The 16,568-nt window shown below is 68.6% G+C and carries 18 protein-coding genes; 8 read left to right on the forward strand and 10 right to left on the reverse strand.

Features of this window, described 5'->3' with window-relative positions; genetic code table 11:
* Positions 1–983: 983 nt before the first annotated feature.
* The gene (locus ABZ463_RS27375; protein WP_352015076.1) at positions 984–1,451 is read right to left on the reverse strand and encodes an Lrp/AsnC family transcriptional regulator; all 468 of its coding nucleotides are present in this window, start codon (positions 1,449–1,451) and stop codon (positions 984–986) included.
* Between the two features lie 120 nt (positions 1,452–1,571).
* Here ABZ463_RS27375 and ABZ463_RS27380 point away from each other — a divergent pair, with 120 nt between their 5' ends.
* Positions 1,572–2,459 carry a phenylalanine 4-monooxygenase gene (locus ABZ463_RS27380; protein ID WP_352015077.1) on the forward strand — a complete coding sequence of 296 codons (888 nt, stop codon included), beginning with the start codon at positions 1,572–1,574 and terminating at the stop codon, positions 2,457–2,459.
* Between the two features lie 362 nt (positions 2,460–2,821).
* Positions 2,822–3,637, forward strand: a complete 816-nt coding sequence (locus ABZ463_RS27385) for a serine hydrolase (RefSeq protein WP_362780402.1) — start codon at positions 2,822–2,824, stop codon at positions 3,635–3,637.
* Here the strand turns inward: ABZ463_RS27385 and ABZ463_RS27390 are convergent.
* The 6 genes from ABZ463_RS27390 to hisN all read right to left on the reverse strand — a co-directional run bounded on the left by ABZ463_RS27390 (position 3,610) and on the right by hisN (position 9,335).
* Complete coding sequence (locus ABZ463_RS27390) at positions 3,610–4,329, reverse strand: response regulator transcription factor (RefSeq protein WP_352015079.1); 720 nt, start codon at positions 4,327–4,329, stop codon at positions 3,610–3,612. The genes ABZ463_RS27385 and ABZ463_RS27390 overlap by 28 nt on opposite strands.
* 24 nt (positions 4,330–4,353) lie before the next feature.
* Positions 4,354–5,130, reverse strand: a complete 777-nt coding sequence (gene pstB / locus ABZ463_RS27395; RefSeq protein WP_352015080.1) for a phosphate ABC transporter ATP-binding protein PstB — start codon at positions 5,128–5,130, stop codon at positions 4,354–4,356.
* An 18-nt stretch (positions 5,131–5,148) separates the two neighbouring features.
* Positions 5,149–6,039, reverse strand: coding sequence for a phosphate ABC transporter permease PstA (gene pstA / locus ABZ463_RS27400; RefSeq protein WP_352015081.1), 891 nt, complete (start codon positions 6,037–6,039; stop codon positions 5,149–5,151).
* Entirely contained in the window at positions 6,036–7,016 is a 981-nt protein-coding gene (gene pstC, locus ABZ463_RS27405; protein ID WP_352015082.1) for a phosphate ABC transporter permease subunit PstC, read from the reverse strand. Before pstC ends, pstA begins: the two co-directional genes overlap by 4 nt.
* Before the next feature lie 4 nt (positions 7,017–7,020).
* Positions 7,021–8,139, reverse strand: coding sequence for a phosphate ABC transporter substrate-binding protein PstS (pstS, locus tag ABZ463_RS27410; protein WP_352015083.1), 1,119 nt, complete (start codon positions 8,137–8,139; stop codon positions 7,021–7,023).
* 392 nt (positions 8,140–8,531) lie between these two features.
* Positions 8,532–9,335: a histidinol-phosphatase gene (gene hisN / locus ABZ463_RS27415; RefSeq protein ID WP_362780407.1), complete on the reverse strand. Its 804-nt coding sequence runs from the start codon at positions 9,333–9,335 to the stop codon at positions 8,532–8,534.
* Positions 9,336–9,456: 121 nt separating this feature from the next.
* On the opposite strand from hisN, the gene ABZ463_RS27420 reads away from it, so the two are divergent.
* Positions 9,457–9,900 carry a DUF4442 domain-containing protein gene (locus tag ABZ463_RS27420; RefSeq protein WP_352015085.1) on the forward strand — a complete coding sequence of 148 codons (444 nt, stop codon included), beginning with the start codon at positions 9,457–9,459 and terminating at the stop codon, positions 9,898–9,900.
* Between the two features lie 11 nt (positions 9,901–9,911).
* On the opposite strand, the gene rsgA is transcribed toward ABZ463_RS27420, so the two are convergent.
* The gene (gene rsgA, locus ABZ463_RS27425) at positions 9,912–10,919 is read right to left on the reverse strand and encodes a ribosome small subunit-dependent GTPase A (RefSeq protein WP_352015206.1); all 1,008 of its coding nucleotides are present in this window, start codon (positions 10,917–10,919) and stop codon (positions 9,912–9,914) included.
* 49 nt (positions 10,920–10,968) lie between these two features.
* A complete protein-coding gene (gene aroA, locus ABZ463_RS27430) occupies positions 10,969–12,246 on the reverse strand; it encodes a 3-phosphoshikimate 1-carboxyvinyltransferase (protein WP_352015086.1) in 1,278 nt (425 codons plus the stop codon).
* Positions 12,247–12,306: 60 nt separating this feature from the next.
* Between aroA and ABZ463_RS27435 the strand changes: the two genes are divergently transcribed.
* Together ABZ463_RS27435 and ABZ463_RS27440 are read left to right on the forward strand one after the other, a co-directional pair.
* The gene (locus tag ABZ463_RS27435; RefSeq protein WP_362780411.1) at positions 12,307–13,068 is read left to right on the forward strand and encodes an SOS response-associated peptidase; all 762 of its coding nucleotides are present in this window, start codon (positions 12,307–12,309) and stop codon (positions 13,066–13,068) included.
* A gap of 191 nt (positions 13,069–13,259) precedes the next feature.
* Positions 13,260–13,592, forward strand: coding sequence for a TraR/DksA C4-type zinc finger protein (locus tag ABZ463_RS27440; protein WP_352015088.1), 333 nt, complete (start codon positions 13,260–13,262; stop codon positions 13,590–13,592).
* Positions 13,593–13,599: 7 nt separating this feature from the next.
* Here the strand turns inward: ABZ463_RS27440 and ABZ463_RS27445 are convergent, their stop codons facing one another.
* The gene (locus ABZ463_RS27445) at positions 13,600–14,337 is read right to left on the reverse strand and encodes a methyltransferase domain-containing protein (protein ID WP_352015089.1); all 738 of its coding nucleotides are present in this window, start codon (positions 14,335–14,337) and stop codon (positions 13,600–13,602) included.
* A gap of 280 nt (positions 14,338–14,617) precedes the next feature.
* Between ABZ463_RS27445 and ABZ463_RS27450 the strand changes: the two genes are divergently transcribed.
* The 3 genes from ABZ463_RS27450 to ABZ463_RS27460 are packed head-to-tail and all read left to right on the forward strand — an operon-like array spanning position 14,618 to position 16,522.
* Positions 14,618–15,223 carry a sigma-70 family RNA polymerase sigma factor gene (locus ABZ463_RS27450; RefSeq protein ID WP_184720417.1) on the forward strand — a complete coding sequence of 202 codons (606 nt, stop codon included), beginning with the start codon at positions 14,618–14,620 and terminating at the stop codon, positions 15,221–15,223.
* A gap of 34 nt (positions 15,224–15,257) precedes the next feature.
* A complete protein-coding gene (gene rsrA / locus ABZ463_RS27455) occupies positions 15,258–15,524 on the forward strand; it encodes a mycothiol system anti-sigma-R factor (RefSeq protein ID WP_362780414.1) in 267 nt (88 codons plus the stop codon).
* A gap of 53 nt (positions 15,525–15,577) precedes the next feature.
* Positions 15,578–16,522 carry an NAD-dependent epimerase/dehydratase family protein gene (locus tag ABZ463_RS27460; RefSeq protein ID WP_352015091.1) on the forward strand — a complete coding sequence of 315 codons (945 nt, stop codon included), beginning with the start codon at positions 15,578–15,580 and terminating at the stop codon, positions 16,520–16,522.
* The last annotated feature ends 46 nt before the right edge of the window (positions 16,523–16,568 follow it).

Here is a 16,568-nt window from a genome sequence, read left to right on the forward strand (position 1 = left end):
GGAAGTTAAGCTCTTCAGCGCCGATGGTACTGCACCGGGGACGGTGTGGGAGAGTAGGTCGCCGCCGGACAATTTTTTGTGGGGGGTCATCCTTTTGGGTGGCCCCCCTTTTTTTTTGTTTTTCAGGGGTGCGTGCGTAGGTGGGGGTGGTTGTGGGCCGCCCCCTGTTTTTTGTTTGTGTTTGGCTGTTGGGGGTGTGCCCTGGTTGTGGGTGGGGTCGCGTTCCGGGCGGGGTGTCTGGGGGGGTTAGGGGTGGCGAAAGCCGCCCCCTTTTTTGTTTCAGGAGCGGGGTGGGAGGGTGTGGGGTTCGCTGGACAGGACGGGTTACCGCTCCGCTCGTCCGGTCAGTTTCATCCGGTCTTCCAGGGGGTGTTGTGGTGGGTGGGGTTGCGTTCCAGGCGGGGTGTTGGGCGCGTTTGGGGTTGGGGGTAGCTGGCGGCTGCCCCCTTTTTTTTGTTTGTGCCCGGCCTGGAAAGGTGGCGTGAGGGGCGGCGAGGCTGCCCCTTTCTCTGCTGCGGGGTGGCTTCGCGGTCGGGGCTGTTTCTTTTCTGGTTCAGAAGCGGCCTTCAGCAGCGGCCTCGGGGGCGGTGTTGTCTGCCGGCGGGGGTCCACGGGGTGGTCAGGTTGATCCTGTTCGCCCTGGTCGTGGACGGCCCTGGCTGCGAACGATGAGGTCCCGGGTCGGGGGCCGGAGAAGGCCGAAGGGCCGCTCCTCCGGCGGCCGGTGTCCGACGGTCCCCACGGTCCCGGCATCGTGTCGGGAGCGAGCCGTACCTTCTCTGAAGGCGTGGTGAAGGGACCACAGGGCCGTGAGGTAGGGGGAGGGGAGCCAAGGCCTTGGGGGGTGGGTTGGGTGCGAAGGGAGTCAAGATTTTGGGGACAGTGGGTGACGGTGGGTTGGGTGCGGTCGAAGGGGCGATACTCGCCTGACGGCCTCAACAGCGGGGCGATCATGGCCTTCGTGAAAGGCAGTGGTCCGGTGATCAGTTGTTCGGCGCGGTGTGGAGCAGCGGCTCGATTCGGTAGGGGACCTGGACGGACAGGGCGATCGTCGTGTCGGTGCGTTGCACTGCCGGCGAGGCCAGAATCCGGGCGATGATCTCCTGGAGGTCGGGTGTGCTCCGCGCGACGACGCGGCAGAGCAGGTCGGCCTGGCCGCTGGTGCCGTACACCTCAAGGATCTCTGGGAGGGGGCGTAGGGCCTCTACGGCCTCGGCCAGCCGTCCCTGGGCGATCTGCAGGGAGACGAAGGCCAGGATGGGGTAGCCCACTCCCTCGGGGGTGACGGTTGGGCCGAAGTCGGCGATCACACCGCGGTTGATGAGTTTCTCGACGCGGGCTTGGACCGTGCCTCTGGCGACACCGAGCAGGCGGGCCAGCTCGGTGAGGCCTATCCGGGGGTTGGCTCGCATCGTCACCAGGAGGCGACTGTCAAGGTCGTCTATGGACACCGCATCAGACTAGGCGATATGACCAGCCATAGGTAGGTCTGACCATGCGATCTTGCGCGGATCGAGTAGTAAAACTGCTCTCTCTTGCCAACGTTTCTTGGGATTGCTGTCATTTTATGTATGTTCGAAGAAGCACAGTACTTCGCACCGGTGGCGACCCGTGACGACGGCACGGTGGAGGTCGAGCTGGCCGCCAGTCACCCCGGGTTCGCCGACCCCGTCTATCGTGCTCGGCGCAACGCCATCGCGGCGCTGGCGGTCGACTACGTGCCGGGTACGCCCATTCCGACGGCCGAGTACACCCCGCAGGAGCACGAGGTGTGGACGCTGGTCAGCCGTGAGCTGGCGACCAAGCACCGCGTGTACGCCACGGCGGAGTATCTGAACGCCGTCGAGAGGCTCGGTCTGCCCCGCGAGAGGATTCCGCAGCTCCAGGAGGTCAGCGAGCTGCTGTATCCGCTCACCGGCTTCCGTTACATCCCCGCCGCGGGGTTGGTGCCGCTGCGTGAGTTCTACGGTGTGCTGGCCGAGGGGTTCTTCCACTCGACGCAGTACATCAGGCACCACTCGACACCGCTCTACACGCCGGAACCTGACGTGATCCACGAGGTGATCGGACACGCCAACTCGCTGGCCTCCGACCGTTACGCGAGGCTGTACCGCCTGGCGGGTGGCGCGGCGCGTCGAGTCGAGAGCGACGCGGCGCTGGAGTTCATCTCGAAGGTCTTCTGGTTCACCCTGGAGTTCGGCGTGATGACCGACCAGGGTGAGCTACGGGCGTACGGCGCGGGCATCCTGTCCTCCTACGGGGAGATCGAGGAGTTCCGCGGGATGGACATCCGGCCGTTGGACGTCGCCCGTATGGGCACCACTCAGTACGACATCACGAAATATCAGGATGTTCTCTTCCGGGCTGACTCTCTGGACCACCTTGAGGACGTGGTCGGAGAATTCTGGGCCACATGTGACGACGAGTCCATCGCCAGGCTGGTAGCCGACGCCCGCTGAGGGACGGCCTCTCAGGCGGCGATCCTCACCGTAGGCCGCCGTCTGAAGACGGAAGGGCTGGAGGCCGGGCCCGCTCGCTGATCAAGGACTTGTCCACTCTTCGGGCTGGGTTTGCCCGCGCCGGCTTCCGTCCTCGTCCGGTGGGATAGACCTCGATCATGGACTGGGGAAGCCCCGATCTGACGACGAGGATGACACGCCGAGCCGCCGTGACGGTCGCCGTGCTGACAACCGGGCTGACATGGGGGTGCGCGCCCGTGGGCGTGACGTCCGCCAAGGCCTTTCCCATGTCGCGGTCGCCCGTTCCGGCGGAGGAACCGGCGCCTTCGGGGGAGGCGCCGAAGGAGGAGCCGAGGAGGACGGTGGCCTCGCCGAAGGTCGTCGCCTCAAGGCTCACCCGGAAGCTCGACCGGTTCCTTTCGGGGCGTGGCGTCCGGGTCGCCGCCGCGGCGCGCGATCTCAGCACCGGCCGCTCGTACGTCTACCACGGTGATCTGCGGTTGCCGACCGCCAGCGTCTCGAAGGTCGACATCCTGATGGCGCTGCTGCTCGACACGCCCTGGCGCGAGCTGGACACGCGGACCAGGCGGGACGCGGAGAGGATGATCCGCATCAGCGACAACGCGGCGGCCGACCGGCTCTACGAGCGCATCGGACTGCAGGACGGTCTGGCGCGGGCGAACCGGAGGTTCGGGCTCGGCGCCACCTACGCTCCACCGGGCCGGTGCGCGGGGCTGTACTGCTGGGGCATCACGCAGACGGTCGCGGAGGACCAGGTCAGGCTTGTCGGGATCCTGGCCGGGCACCGGGACCTGCTGCCGGAAGGGGACCGTGAACAGGTGCTCGGGCTGATGCGAAAGGTGGTCGCCAGGCAGGCGTGGGGAATCAGCGCCGCGGTCTGCGACGGAGGCCGGGTCGCGTTGAAGAACGGCTGGCTGCACCACGTGGCCAACAGGCTCTGGGCCGTCGCCAGTGTCGGCCTGATCCGGGAGCCCGGTCATGACTACGCCGTCGCCGTACTCACCGAGGACGGGCCGAGTAAGGACGCGGGTATCGCGGTGGCCGAGGGGACGGCCAGGCGTGTGCTGGCGGCCTTCCGCGGTGGAGAGTGCGCGAACGGCGCCGGTCGTCCACCGACCGGCGCCGAGGATCAGGCGGCCTTGTCGACCAGCCGGTAACCGACGCCCCTGACGGTCTGGATCAGCTGGTCGTCGGTGTCGCCGAGGCGGGCCCGCAGTCGTTTGACGTGCACCGCGATGGTGTTGGTCGAGGTGGTGTCCGTGGAGTTCCAGACGTGGCGCATTATCTGCTCCCGGGTCACCGTGCGATGCGCGTTGCGCATCAGGTAGTGCAGCAGTTCGAACTCCCGCAGGGGCAGATGGACGGTCCGCCCGCTGACCTTGACCTGGTAGGCGTTGACGTCGAGTTCCACGTTGCCCACCACAAGCGTACGGCGCATGCCAGACTCTCCGGAGAAGGCGGCCTGTACCAGAGGAAGGAGTTCAGGCACGCGGTACGGCCGGGCCACACAGGCGGTGGCGCCGGCCGAGAGTGCCTGGACGGCCTGTTCGGCGTGGTTGTCTCCCACGCCCAGCAGGACGGGTACCGCCCGCGTCAGCCGTACCGCGCGGATGAACTCCACCGCGCCGATGACCGGCAGTGAGGCGCTGACGAGTACCACGTCGGGTTGGAGCGCCCCGGCCTGCAACAGGGCCTGGGCGCCGTCGGCGACGCCCATGACCTCGATTCCCTCGCGTTCGAGGGCGTTGGCCAGACCCTGGACCAGAGCCGATTCCGGATCCGCCACCAGCAGCAGGGGCGCTGTCCGGGTGTCCCCGCTCACCTCGGGTGCCGTCTGCGGCTGGATCACCCGGGTCCTCCTTATGGGGTTGGTTTATCCGAAGCGGCCGGTGATGTAGTCCTCGGTCGCTTTCTGGCTGGGGTTGGTGAAGATGCGGGACGTGTCGTCCATCTCGATCACTCGGCCAGGCTGGCCCTGACCTGCGAGGTTGAAGAACGCGGTACGGTCGCTGACCCGGGCGGCCTGCTGCATGTTGTGCGTCACGATGATGATCGTGAACTGGCTCTTCAGCTCGGACATCAGGTCCTCGATCGCCAGGGTGGAGATCGGGTCGAGGGCGGAGCAGGGCTCGTCCATCAGCAGGACCTCGGGCTTGACCGCGATGGCCCTGGCGATGCACAGGCGTTGCTGCTGACCGCCGGACAGGCCCGCTCCCGGCTTGTTCAGACGGTCCTTGACCTCGTTCCAGAGGTTCGATCCCTTCAGCGAGGTCTCGACGATGCCGTCCATCTCGGACTTGGCGTATCCGCCGTTGAGCTTGAGGCCGGCCGCCACGTTCTCGTAGATCGACATCGTGGGGAACGGGTTGGGGCGCTGGAAGACCATGCCGATCATGCGGCGCACCGAGACAGGCTCGACGTCGGGGGCGTAGAGGTCCTCGCCGTCGAGCAGGACCTTGCCGTCGACGCGAGCGCCGGGGATGACCTCGTGCATGCGGTTCAGCGTCCGCAGGAAGGTGGACTTGCCACATCCGGAGGGGCCGATGAAGGCGGTGATCGACTGAGGCTCGATCGTCATCGAGATGTCCTCGATCGCCTTGTGCTTTCCGTAGTACGCGTCGAGGCTTGAAACCTGGATCTGCTGGCTCATCTGCGACGTTCCTCCTTCCTATCGTCTGGCGGGCGAGCGCCACCAGCCGATGAGGCGCGCCACCAGGTTGAGCAGCATGACGATCAGAATGAGCGTGAGCGCTCCGGCCCACGCCCGGTCAATGGCGACGTCGGTGGGACGGGCCGATTGGTCGAACACATAGAGCGGCAACCCCATCTGCGGCCCGTTGAAGGGGTCGGTGTTGATGGAGTCGGTGAAGAAGACGGTGAGCAGCAGAGGCGCCGTCTCACCCGCGACACGGGCGATGGCCAGCATGACGCCGGTCACGATGCCGGTGAACGCGGTCGGCAGGACGACCTTGACGATCGTCCGCCACTTGGGCACGCCCAGCGCGTACGAGGCCTCGCGCAGGTCGTTGGGGACCAGCAGGAGCATCTCCTCGGCGGAGCGCACCACGGTCGGCATCATCAGGATCGACAGGGCGAGGGCGCCCGCGAAACCGGAGAAGGGCATCCCCAGGGCCAGGATCCAGAAGGCCAGGATGAACAGGCCGGAGACCACGGAGGGGATGCCGGTCATGACGTCGACGAAGAAGCTGATCGCCCGGCTCAGCCGTCCGCCTCTGCCGTACTCGACGAGGTAGATCGCGGTGAGCAGGCCGATGGGGATCGAGATGACCGACGCCAGCAGGACCTGCTCAAGGGTGCCGATGATGGCGTGGTAGGCGCCGCCGCCCGCGTCCCTGGCCCCGACGTTGCGCATCGAGTGGGTCAGGAACTCCATGTTGAGCCTGGCGAAGCCGTTGCTGAGCACCAGCCAGAGGACGGAGAGCAGCGGTACGACGGCGATGGCGAACGACAGGTAGACGAGCCCATGGACGATCTTGTCCTTGGCGCGTCTGCCTGCGGAGATGCGCCGGATCGCGGGCGCGTGCTGGATCGCGGTCATGCGGCTGCTCCGGAGAACTCCTTGCGGCGGGCGACGATCAGGCGTGCCGCCGTGTTGACCAGCAGCGTGATGATGAACAGCACCAGACCGGAGGCGATCAGCGCGCCACGGCCGACCGGACCCGCCTCGGCGAACCCGTTGGCGATGTTGGCGGCGATGCTGTTGCCCTCGGGAGCGAGGATGTGGAAGTTGATGCCGAACGTCGCGGGGAAGATGAGGGCGACGGCGATGGTCTCGCCCATGGCGCGGCCGAGGCCGAGCATGGAGGCGCTGATGACGCCGGGTCGTCCGAAGGGCAGCACCGCGGTCTTGACGACCTCCCAGCGGGTCGCGCCGAGGGCCAGCGCCGCCTCCTCGTGCATCCGCGGCACCTGGAGGAAGACCTCCCGGGAGATCGCCGCGATGATCGGCAGAATCATGATCGCAAGGATGATCGAGGCGGTCATGATCGAGTGGCCGCCGACCGATTCGCCGCCGAACAGCGGGATGAACCCGAGGTACTCGTTGATGAACTCGTAGGGCCCCTGGACGAGCGGGACGAGGAAGATGACGCCCCACAGGCCGTAGATGACGCTGGGTACGGCGGCGAGCAGGTCGATGACGTAGCCCAGGACGCCGGCCAGACGGCGGGGAGCGTAGTGGGAGATGAACAGCGCGACCCCGACGGCCACGGGCACGGCCATGACCAGGGCGAGGAGCGAGCTGAGCAGGGTGCCGAACGCCAGGGCCGCGATACCGAAGGACGGCTCGGTGTTGTTCGGCGTCCAGGTGAGGGTCCCCAGGAAGCTTCCTTGGTTGGCCTGGAGGGCGGGAACCGCCTCGACGATCAGGAAGACGGCGATGGCCGCCATGATCGCCAGCAGGAGGATTCCGGCACCCGTCGAGGCGTATCGGAAGGGGGTCTCACCTCGGCTGCGCCGCGAGGCGGGCCGGCCGGTGGCCGGCCCGCCGTCGCGAGTACGAAGTGACGTGGCCATCAACTTAGGAGATCGCCTCGACGGCGGTGCGGACCTTGGCGACCAGCGTCGCAGGCAGCGGGGCGTAGCCGAGGTTGGTCAGCGCCTGCTGGCCCTCGTCGCTGGCGGTGTAGGTCAGGAAGGCCTTGACGAGCTTGGACTGGTCCTCGGGGAGACCCTTCTCGCAGGTGATCTCGTAGGTCACCAGGACGATCGGGTAGGCGCCTGCGGCCTTGGTCGCGTAGTCGATGCTCAGCTTCAGGTCGTTGCCCTGGCCGGTGATCTCGGCGGCCTCGACCGTCTTGCCCGCGCTCTCCGGGGTCAGCTCGACGAACTCGCCGGAGCCGTTGGCGACCTTGGCCTTGGACAGGCCGGAGTTCTCGGCGAAGGAGAGCTCGACGTAGCTGATCGCGCCGACACCGGTCTTGACCGCCTGCGCGATGCCGTCGGAGCCCTTGGCGCCCTGGCCCTTGGCCTCGGCGGGCCACGCCTTGGCGGGCTCGTACGGCCAGTCGGCGGTCTTGGACAGGAACTTGGTGAAGTTGTCGCTGGTGCCCGACTCCTCCGAGCGGTGGAAGGCCTGGATCGCCGTCGAGGGGAGCTTGGCGTCGGGGTTGTCCTTCTTGATCGCCTCGTCGTCCCACTTGGTGATCTTGCTGTTGAAGATGTCACCGATGGTCTTGGGCGAGAGCTGCAGGTTGTCCACACCGGGCAGGTTGTAGACCACGGCCACGGGGCCGATCACCATGGGGAGGTTGATCGCCTTGCCGGTCTTGCAACGGGCGTCGGCCTGGGCGGGCTCGCCCTTGTCGTCCTTGAGGGCCGAGTCGGAACCCGCGAACGAGACCGTGCCCTGGATGAAGGCCTGGATGCCGGCGCCGGAGCCGCTGGGCTGGTAGTTGAGGCTGACCCCCGAGTTCGCCTGCTGGAAGTTCTTCTTCCACTCGTCGATGGCGTTGGCCTGGGCCGAGGAGCCGGCGGCGTTGATCGTGCCGCTGAGGCCGCCGGAGCCCGATCCGGCCGACGAGGCGTCGGTGGCCGGTGTGGAGCCGTTGGCGGAGCCGCCGTTGTTATCGGTGCCGCACGCAGCGAGCGAGAGCGCGCCAACAAGGGTGACCGCGGCGAGCCGGCCTGCATACTTCACGGTTGGGTTCCTCCCACTAAGTCCTTCAACGTTCAGGAGAGTAGGGAGGCAAGGTGACTCAAAACCGGTAGAAAGATGAACGCAAAATGAATGCATCCGGTCGCTGTCGTGGCGATCCCTTGGGCCGGACTTGGAGCGCTCTCCGGGTGCGGTTGCCGGTGGCATACCCGCCGGACACCAGGATATGGGGGTGCTGAACTGCCCAGACAGGGCCTAACCGGATTGAACGGTTCCCGGGAGGTCGTGAACGATCGAACGGCCCATCAGGTGAACGGCCGGTGATCATCGAGCGAATGCCGGGGCGCCCGGCCGTACCGGGTGGGTTCACCGGGGGCCTGGAAACGGTCTCTTCGAATGGCTTGGCCTGCGGGGCCGAAACCCCGCAGGCGGCGTCACATGGGCAGGGTGAGCGGGCCGCCGCCGAGGCGCTTGAGGGCCTCGGCGTGCAGGAGGCCGTTGCTGCACACCAGGCTGCCGCCGTCCAGGCCGGAGGCTCCGGACAGGTCCGTCCAGATGCCGCCGGCCTCCTCGACGATCACCGTCAGCGCCGCGATGTCCCAGGGGGACAGTTCCGGCTCGGCGGACAGGTCGACCGCCCCCTCGGCGACCAGCATGTGTGACCAGAAGTCGCCGTAGGCGCGGCTGCGCCAGACCGCCCTGTTCAGGTCGAGGAACTCGGGGAGTCTGCCCGCCTCCTCCCACCCGCCGAAGCTGGAGTAGGAGAAGGAGGCGTCGTCGAGACGGGAGACCGAGGAGACCTGGCAACGGGTGGCCTTGGTGAGGCTCTTGCCCGTCCAGGCGCCGCTGCCGTGGGCGGCCCACCAGCGCCGGCCGAGCGCGGGGGCGGAGACCAGTCCGACGACGACCCTGCCCTGGTCCATCAGGGCGATGAGCGTGGCCCAGATGGGGACGCCCCGCACGTAGTTCTTGGTGCCGTCGATCGGGTCGACGATCCAGGAACGGGAGCCGTTCCCGGTGCTGCCGAACTCCTCACCGATCACCGCGTCACGCGGGCGGGCCCGGCCGAGTGTGTTGCGGATGACCTCCTCGACCGCCCGGTCGGCGTCGCTCACCGGTGTGAGGTCCGGCTTGGTCTCGACCTTCAGATCCACGGCCTTGAAGCGGCGCATGGTCAGGTCGTCGGCGGCGTCGGCCAGGACGTGTGCCAGGCGTAGGTCGTCGTTGTAGTCCGTCACGTTGGGCCACGCTATCGCGTCGCCGGTCGGTTATAGGAGGTGGAGGAAGATGCGGGGGGATTGCGGCGCGTCATGCGAATGGTCGGGAACATCGGGTGTTACCCGCGAGTAGCATGCGGTCATGACGTTCGACGTGGGTGCCTTCATGCTGCAGAGCGTTCCGTTCGCACGGACGCTGGACATCACCTTCGACAGGGTCGGGCACGGAATCGCGGTCGCGCGGATGCCCGACCGTCCCGACCTGCGCAACCACGTGGGCGGCCCGCACGCGGGAGCGCTGTTCACCCTCGCCGAGTCCGCCTCCGGCGCCGCGATGCTGTCGGCCTTCGGCGACCAGTTGACCCGGGCCACCCCGCTGGCCGTCGGCGCCGCGGTCCGCTACGTGAAGCTGGCGATGGGCGAGGTCGTCGCCGAGGCGCGCCTTTCGGCCTCCAGGGAGGAGGTCGTGGCCAGGTTGGACGCGGGGGAGCGCCCTGAGTTCGAGGTCGCGGTCACCGTCGGCACGGCCGACGGCACGCCGGTCTGCGAGGTGACCGTCACCTGGACCCTGCGTCCCAACCGCTGAGCCGTACGGGATCAGTCGTCGTCGGCGGCGCCCTCGCGGCTGGCGAGCAGGCGGCGCAGCGAGACGAGCCGGGCGGGGTCGGCGTGGCCCGCCTCGACCCAGGCGTCGAGGGCGCACTCCTCGCCCAGGTGACTGCAGCCCTTCGGGCACTCGACGGTGCCCTCGACCAGGTCGGGGAAGCCCGCCAGGACGGTCTCGACGGACACGTGCGCCAGCCCGAAGCTGCGCACGCCGGGCGTGTCGATGATCCACCCGCCCTCGGGGAGCTCAAGGGCGACGGCCGAGGTCGAGGTGTGGCGGCCCCGGCCGGTCACCGCGTTGACGTGGGAGACGGCCCGGTTGGCGTCCGGGACCAGGGCGTTGACCAGGGTCGACTTGCCCACGCCCGAATGGCCGACCAGCACGCTGACCCGGTCGAGGAGGCGATGCCTGATCTCGTCGAGAGGACCGCCCTTGTGCAGCACCACGTACGGCACGCCCAGCGGGGCGTAGAGGGAGACCAGATCCTCCGGTGAGGACAGGTCGGCCTTGGTGAGGCACAGCATCGGCTCGATGTCGGCGTCGAACGCCGCGACCAGCATCCGGTCGATCATGCGGGGCCGGGGCGGCGGGTCCGCCAGGGCCGTCACGATCACGAGCTGGTCGGCGTTGGCGACCACGGGACGCTCGATGCCGTCGGTGTTGTCGGTGTCGTCCGCGGAACGGCGGAGCATGGAGCTGCGGGGCTCGACGCGGACGACCCGGGCCAGCGTGTCGGAGTCGCCGGAGACGTCCCCGACCAGGGCGACCCGGTCACCGACCACGATGCCCTTGCGGCCCAGCTCTCTGGCCTTCATGGCGACGACGATCCGGCTGTCCTTCTTCGGCGGCTCGACCAGGCAGGTGTATCGGCCGCGGTCGACCGCGACCACGAAGCCCTCGACCGCGTCCTCGTGCGCAGGACGAATCCGCGTCCGGGGCCGGGAGCCCTTCCCCGGCCGGATCCTGACGTCGTCCTCGTCGTACTCCCGTTTTCTCAGTTTCGCCGCCTCGATCCGTCCATGACCCCGAAGACCCGGAACCTGGTCCTCAACGCGTCTCCCGCAGCATGTCCGCCCACATGGAGGCGAACTCGGGCAGGGTCTTGCCGGTGGTCGCGATGTCCTCGACCTCGACACCGGGCACCGCCAGGCCGATCACCGCGCCCGCGGTCGCCATCCTGTGGTCGGCGTAGGAGTGGAAGACGCCGCCTCTGAGCGGACGCGGCCTGATCTCCAGGCCGTCCGCCGTCTCGTTCGCGTCGCCGCCGAGTCCGTTGATCTCCGCGACCAGGGCGGCCAGGCGGTCGGTCTCGTGTCCGCGGATGTGGGCGACGCCGCCGATGCGGCTGGGCGAGTCGGCCAGCGCGGCCAGCGCGGCGATCGTCGGGGTCAGCTCGGCCACGTCACGCAGGTCGGCCTCGATGCCGTGGACGCTCCCGGTGCCGGTGACCGTCAGGCCGAGCGGAGTGTGCTCGACCGAGGCGCCCATGTCCGCCAGCAGGCTTCTGAGCTGGTCGCCCGGCTGTGTCGTGTTCGTCGGCCAGTCCGGCACGGTGACCGAGCCACCCGTGATCATCGCGGCGGCGAGGAACGGCGCCGCGTTCGACAGGTCGGGTTCGACGGTGAAGTCCCTGGCCGCGATCGGCCCGGGCTCGACCCGCCAGACGTCGGGCTCGGAGTCGTCGACGTGGACGCCGTACTCGCGCAGCATCGAGACGGTCATCAGGATGTGCGGCTGTGAGGGGATGGGCGGGCCCTGGTGCCGTACGGTGACGCCCTTGTCGAAGCGGGCACCGGTCAGCAGCAGGCCGGAGAGGAACTGCGAGGAGCCGGAGGCGTCGAGCGTGACCTCGCCGCCGGACAGCGGGCCGCGTACGGTGAACGGCAGCGCGTCGCCGCGCACCTGGGCGCCGAGGGCGCGCAGCGCGTCCAGGATCACCCCCATGGGGCGTTTGCGCGCGTGCGGGTCGCCGTCGAAGGAGACCTCACCGTCGGCCAGCGCGGCCACCGGCGGCACGAACCGCATCACCGTGCCCGCCAGCCCCACCTCGATGTGCGCCCCGCCGACGACCGGACCGGGGGTGATGGTCCAGTCGGAGCTTGAGGCGCTCTCGCCGGACGGGGTCATCGTGGCGCCGAGCGCCCGCAGGGCCTGGGCCATGAGGTCGGAGTCACGGCTGCGCAGCGCCCGCCGTACGGTGCCGGGGCCCTCTGCCAGCGTGGCGAGCAGCAGCGCGCGGTTGGTCACGGACTTCGACCCGGGAAGGGAGACGGTCGCGTGGACGGGAGAGGTCGCGGTAGGTGCGGGCCACAGCGGAGCGGACATGGGCAAAAGCCTACCGGGATGAGGGGCCCGCGCCTTCGAAGGCGTGGCAAGGTGGGGGATATGTGCGGGAGATACGCGTCCACGCGACCGAAGCAGGAGCTGCTCGAGGAGTTCGAGGTCGAACTGGACGGCGCCGCGGAGGAGGACCTGGGGCCGGACTACAACGTCGCGCCGACCAAGCCGGTCTACGCGATCCTCAGCCGCGTGCCCAAGGAGGGTCCGGGTGACCGGGCGGTACGGCAGCTGCGGATCGTCAAATGGGGACTGGTCCCGGCCTGGGCGAAGGACCCGTCGATCGGCTCGAAGATGATCAACGCGCGGGTGGAGACGATCGCGGAGAAGCCGTCCTTCCGCAGGGCGTTCGCCCAGCGCAGGTGCCTGCTGCCCGCGGACGGCTACTACGAGTGGGCGGTGCTTGAGGAGGGCGGGACAGCCAAGAGGCCGAAGAAGCAGCCCTATTTCATCCACCCCGCCGACGGCGAGGTCATGGCGATGGCGGGGATCTACGAGTTCTGGCGTGACAAGGGCAGGGCCGAGGACGATCCGCTCGCCTGGCTGACGACCTGCGCGGTCGTCACCACCACGGCCCGTGACGAACTGGGCGCCATCCACGAGCGGATGCCGATGCTGATCGAGCGGGACCGCTGGGCGCAGTGGCTCGACCCCGGCGTCCCCGAGGCGGAGGAGTTCCTGGTGCCCGCCGCCTCGGCGGGGCTGACGGCCTATCCCGTCTCAAGCGCGGTGAACTCGGTGCGCAACAACGGTCCCGAACTCGTGGAGCCGCTCCCCGAGGACCAAGGAGACGGTCAGGCGTTGTTCTGAAAGAGCCGGGAAAGGAAACCTCTCGGTAAACGGTGTGGAAACCCTCCGTAGCGGGCATCCGCTGAGGGAGCGATGCCTCATGGCGCCATCGGTGGGGCGTTCGCCCACAGACCTCATCGTCTTGCCGCCTGACGGGAGAAGTCGGGGAAATCCCTTCACAGGCCGCCCCCACCCTGCGGAGGTGCGGATTCGTGGACGCCGCGACCGTGCGCATGCGCCTGGAGAGCATGCTCGCCGAGCTCGACCGATCCATCGGGGTTCTGCGAGGGGACCCACTGGCCGGATGGGAACGTTCCCTCGCGGACGCCGGATCCGTCCTGACCGACGCCGACCGGACCCTGGCCATGCTGGAGGCGGCGACCGTGCAGCGTCGCGCGGTCGCCGACGCGCTCAGACGTCTGGAGGAGGGGGTCTACGGTCGTTGCGCCGACTGCGGCCAGGCCGTACCGGAGGGCAGGCTTGAGGCGCGCCCCGAGGCCGCCCGCTGTGTCCGGTGTCAGTCGCGGCGCGAACGCCGTCGCTGAACGCTCCTCACACCCGTCTGGCGCTGGCCACCAGGTGGATGCCGACGGTGTCGTCGTCGTCCGGGTGCGCCTCAAGCTCGGTGTTGACCAGCCAGGTGAGCGCCCTGGAGTCGGAGGCCAGGACGTGGTCGACCGTCGAGGGGGACAGCACCGTGCGGGGCCGTATCCACTCGACCTCCAGCCCCGCGCCGGTGAGCAGCTCGCGGAGCTGGCCGCTGCTGAAGCAGCGGGTGATGCTGCCGTCCGGCCAGGGCACGAGCATGACCTCGTCCGTCTGGCGCAGGTGGGCCCAGTAGTTCTGCTCGGCGAGGATCGCCATCCCCAGCACCAGGGAGTCGACGCAGACCAGGGCCCGCCCGCCGGGGCGCAGCACCCTGGCGACGTCGCCCATCGCGGACTCGGCCATGAGCTCGACCGACATCGCGCGCTCCTCGGCGAGCACGGCGTCCATACTCTCGTCGGGCAGGAAGCGCAGGTCGTCGGCACGTACCTGGCGGACCTTCGAGGCGTCGTGCAGCGCCTGTCCCTCGACGGCCCTGCGGAAGTCGACGACCTCCAGCACCCGGTGCCCGGCTCTGGCGGCCTGGGCGGACCAGCGGCCCCTGCCCCCGGACAGGTCGAGGACGGTCGAGGGGCTCTCCGGCAGCCAGCGGCTCAGTTGCTCGGCGGCTACGGCTCGGTAAAAGGTCCAGTACGGCCCGAGCGTTCCTGAGCCGTTCAGCTCTTCGGCCGGGATGGGCAGCACAAGCGGCTCCTGGCGTCTGGTTTCCGGTGGTCTCCAGTACCTACCGGTACGTATGGTTTTCCCCACACCGGGGTGTTCGTCACCTTCTATCTTGTGGGAACAGATGGCCGGGCGGGGGTGTTGCAGCGGACAACACAGATCCTTTCGGGAGGTTGGCCAGCCGATGCTCGCCTTGATCGAACCCGTCGTCCGCCCCGGTGATCGGTCATTCCCTGATGAGCGGGTATTCTCCGCTCAGTACGGCGTCCCGCGTCAGCAGGACTCCGGCGATACTAAGGGGGTGGGTCCGGTCCCTGCGACAGACGAGGAGACTCTGGAGCAGCGGAGCGCGCGGTTCGAACGGGATGTCATGCCCTATCTCGACCAGCTTTACTCCGCGGCCCTTCGGATGACCCGGAACCCGGCGGATGCCGAAGACCTCCTTCAGGAGACCTTCGCCAAGGCCTTCGCGTCCTTCCACCAGTTCCAGGAAGGCACGAACCTCAAGGCCTGGCTGTACCGCATCCTGACCAACACCTTCATCAACAGCTACCGCAAGAAGCAGCGGGAGCCCAAGCAGTCGGGCGCCGAGGAGATCGAGGACTGGCAGCTCGCCAGGGCCGAGTCGCACACCTCCGGCGGCCTGAAGTCGGCGGAGATCGAGGCGCTCGAACACCTCCCCGACAGTGACGTCAAGCAGGCGCTCGCCGCCCTGCCCGAGGAGTTCCGCATCGCGGTCTACCTCGCCGACGTGGAGGGCTTCCCCTACAAGGAAATCGCCGACATCATGGGCACGCCCATCGGGACCGTGATGTCGAGGCTGCACCGTGGCAGGCGTCAGCTGCGGACGCAACTTGAGGACTACGCCCGTGAGCGTGGTCTGGTCCCCGCGGAGGGTGCGAAGTGAGCGAGCACGGCGACTTCTGTGGCGAGGTGATCGCATGAGCTGTGGAAAGCCCCACGCCACCGACTGCCGGGACGTCCTGGAGAAGGTCTACACCTACCTCGACGGCGAGCTGGACGAGGGCAACTGCGCCGACATCCGCGTGCACCTGGACGAGTGCGGTCCCTGCCTGGAGGAGTACGGTCTCGAACAGGTGGTCAAGCAGCTGATCGCCAAACACTGCGGCTGTGACAAGGCCTCCGAGGACCTGCGTGCCAAGGTGCTCGGCCGGATCGAGCAGGTCCGCTCCGAACTGAGGGGCTGACCTCTTAGGATCTCTCGTACGGCTGTGCCACACGAGAGACCTGGGGGTTGGGCATGCGGATACTCGTCACCGGTGGGGCCGGGTTCATCGGTTCCACCCTGGTCGACCGGCTGCTGGCCGACGGCCACGAGGTCACCGCGGTCGACGACCTGTCCGGTGGAGACCGGGGCAACCTCGCCGCCGCGGCCGAGAGCCCGCGCTTCTCCCTGCACGAGATGGACATCCGCGACCCGGCCCTGATCGGCCTGGCCGCCGAGGTCAGGCCCGAGGTGATCTGTCACCTGGCCGCGCAGATCAGTGTGCGCAAGAGCGTGGCCGACCCCGTCCACGACGCCAGGCTGAACGTCGAGGGGACCGCCTCGGTGCTGACCGCCGCCCACCGAGGTGGCACCAGGAAGGTCGTCCTCGCCTCCTCCGTCGCCGTGTACGGCAGGCCCGCCGTCATCCCGGTGCCCGGGGACGCGGCCACCGACCCGCGCTCGCCGTACGCGGCGTCCAAGCTCAGCGCGGAGACCTACCTGGCGACCTTCAGGGCGTTGTACGGCATCGAGTACACCACGCTCGTGCTCGCCAACGTCTACGGCCCGCGCCAGTCTCCGCAGGGGGAGGCGGGGGTGGTGGCCATCTTCACCGACGCCCTGCTCAACGGCACCCCCACGGTCGTGTACGGCGACGGCACCCAGACCCGTGACTACGTGTTCGTCGACGACGTGGTGGACGGCTTCGCGCGGGCCTGCGGGCAGGAGGGCGACGGCCGCAGGTTCAACCTGGGCACGGGCGTCGAGACGACGGACCGGGCACTGCACTCCCTGGTCGCCGCCGCGGCGGGGGCCCCCGACGCGCCGGACAGCGCGCCGGCCAGGCTCGGTGACCTGCCGGCGATGGCGGTCGACCCCACCCCGGCGTTCGAGGGCCTCGGCTGGCGGCCGGGAACGGACCTGGCCGCCGGGCTGAAGGTCACCGTCGACTGGGCCAGGGCCAGGCGTACGGCGCCGTAACGGGTGCGAGCCGTACGGGATGGTCCGTGATGGCGTGGGGTGATGG

Source organism: Streptosporangium sp. NPDC020145 (assembly GCF_040631275.1).
In the GTDB taxonomy this organism is placed as follows: domain Bacteria; phylum Actinomycetota; class Actinomycetes; order Streptosporangiales; family Streptosporangiaceae; genus Streptosporangium.

What these genes read in the sequence shown, in the direction of transcription:
- ABZ463_RS27380 (WP_352015077.1), top strand. Translation starts at nt 1,572, where the DNA reads ATGTTCGAAGAAGCACAGTACTTCGCACCGGTGGCGACCCGTGACGAC.
- pstB (WP_352015080.1), bottom strand. Translation starts at nt 5,130, where the DNA reads ATGAGCCAGCAGATCCAGGTTTCAAGCCTCGACGCGTACTACGGAAAG.
- pstA (WP_352015081.1), bottom strand. Translation starts at nt 6,039, where the DNA reads ATGACCGCGATCCAGCACGCGCCCGCGATCCGGCGCATCTCCGCAGGC.
- pstC (WP_352015082.1), bottom strand. Translation starts at nt 7,016, where the DNA reads ATGGCCACGTCACTTCGTACTCGCGACGGCGGGCCGGCCACCGGCCGG.
- ABZ463_RS27420 (WP_352015085.1), top strand. Translation starts at nt 9,457, where the DNA reads ATGACGTTCGACGTGGGTGCCTTCATGCTGCAGAGCGTTCCGTTCGCA.
- aroA (WP_352015086.1), bottom strand. Translation starts at nt 12,246, where the DNA reads ATGTCCGCTCCGCTGTGGCCCGCACCTACCGCGACCTCTCCCGTCCAC.
- ABZ463_RS27435 (WP_362780411.1), top strand. Translation starts at nt 12,307, where the DNA reads ATGTGCGGGAGATACGCGTCCACGCGACCGAAGCAGGAGCTGCTCGAG.
- rsrA (WP_362780414.1), top strand. Translation starts at nt 15,258, where the DNA reads ATGAGCTGTGGAAAGCCCCACGCCACCGACTGCCGGGACGTCCTGGAG.
- ABZ463_RS27460 (WP_352015091.1), top strand. Translation starts at nt 15,578, where the DNA reads ATGCGGATACTCGTCACCGGTGGGGCCGGGTTCATCGGTTCCACCCTG.